The following is a 950-nucleotide window of genomic DNA, read 5'->3' as shown; positions in this document are numbered from 1 at the left end:
GTACTATTTTGTGGAAAACCAATTCAGGCAATAATAAATTTCATATTAACATTAATATTTTGGGTGCCAGGAGTTATACATGCAATTCTTGTAGTGCATGATAAAAAAGCTGATCGGCGTTTGAAAAAACAAATTCAAGCATATGATGAAATTAATAAGAGGAATCGAAGATAATTCATCTGTGAAATGTTTTTAAAAGAAAGGAGGATTAACCTCCTTTTTTTAGTGGGTGTTAAGTTTAAATTTTTGTGTGGCGGAAAGAATTTTTAATATAAGTTTTATGATAATAACTTTTAGATTGTGCATGTAATAGGCCAGTATAAATACTTTCTGGTACATTAAAGAAATCGTACATACCATTCTTTAATTGGATTCGCAAAATCATAGAAAAAGGATTATAGCCAACAGCAACTATATTTTTTGAAATCACGGGAGATAGCTTCATCATTACGCAACTCCTCACTTTTCATTTTTAATAATTTCTTGTAGATATTGAGGTTGTGAAGTTGAAATCCTTATAAATTAAGAGGTATTATACTTATATGCAATATATTAAATGTTTGTTATACGTAATTATAAGGAAGTTCACACGAAGTACATATCGTTGTGCTATTTTTATTTCACCTTTGATTTATAAATAAGAAAATATTGACCATTTGAAAAAAAGGTATATTATTTATACGAGGTATTAAAAATTCACTTTTTACATTCTATGCTTAAAGGGGCAGCGTTATTAGGAAAAATAGAAGTGAAAATAGTTTGTATAAGAAGTATTCTAAAATTTATAATCTGTGAATTGGGAAAATATTGAATGCTCCAGGTCAATATACTTTCTTAATCAAATGCATTTTAGAAAGTGACCTCAATATTTTTAAGTAAATCAACGGGAGAATTGAAAGGCAGGAGAAAGTAACATGTCAGAAAATTATCGTTCTCGAGCGGAACGACGA

At 28.7% G+C, this 950-nt stretch carries 2 protein-coding genes; one reads left to right on the top strand and one right to left on the bottom strand.

The features are described from left to right. Positions 1 to 174: YqaE/Pmp3 family membrane protein (locus DN400_RS29270; protein WP_147802117.1), on the top strand; the 174-nt coding region annotated here is incomplete at its 5' end. 64 nt (positions 175 to 238) lie between these two features. Here the strand turns inward: DN400_RS29270 and DN400_RS29265 are convergent. Next, positions 239 to 448 (bottom strand): KTSC domain-containing protein, encoded by a 210-nt coding sequence (locus tag DN400_RS29265; protein ID WP_000977080.1) that lies wholly within the window; start codon positions 446 to 448, stop codon positions 239 to 241. Positions 449 to 950 lie beyond the last annotated feature (502 nt).

It is taken from the genome of Bacillus sp. AR8-1 (genome assembly GCF_008042345.1).
Classification (GTDB): domain Bacteria; phylum Bacillota; class Bacilli; order Bacillales; family Bacillaceae_G; genus Bacillus_A; species Bacillus_A cereus.
This window is presented reverse-complemented; position numbering and strand designations above follow the sequence as displayed.

What these genes read in the sequence shown, in the direction of transcription:
- DN400_RS29265 (WP_000977080.1), bottom strand. Translation starts at nt 448, where the DNA reads ATGATGAAGCTATCTCCCGTGATTTCAAAAAATATAGTTGCTGTTGGC.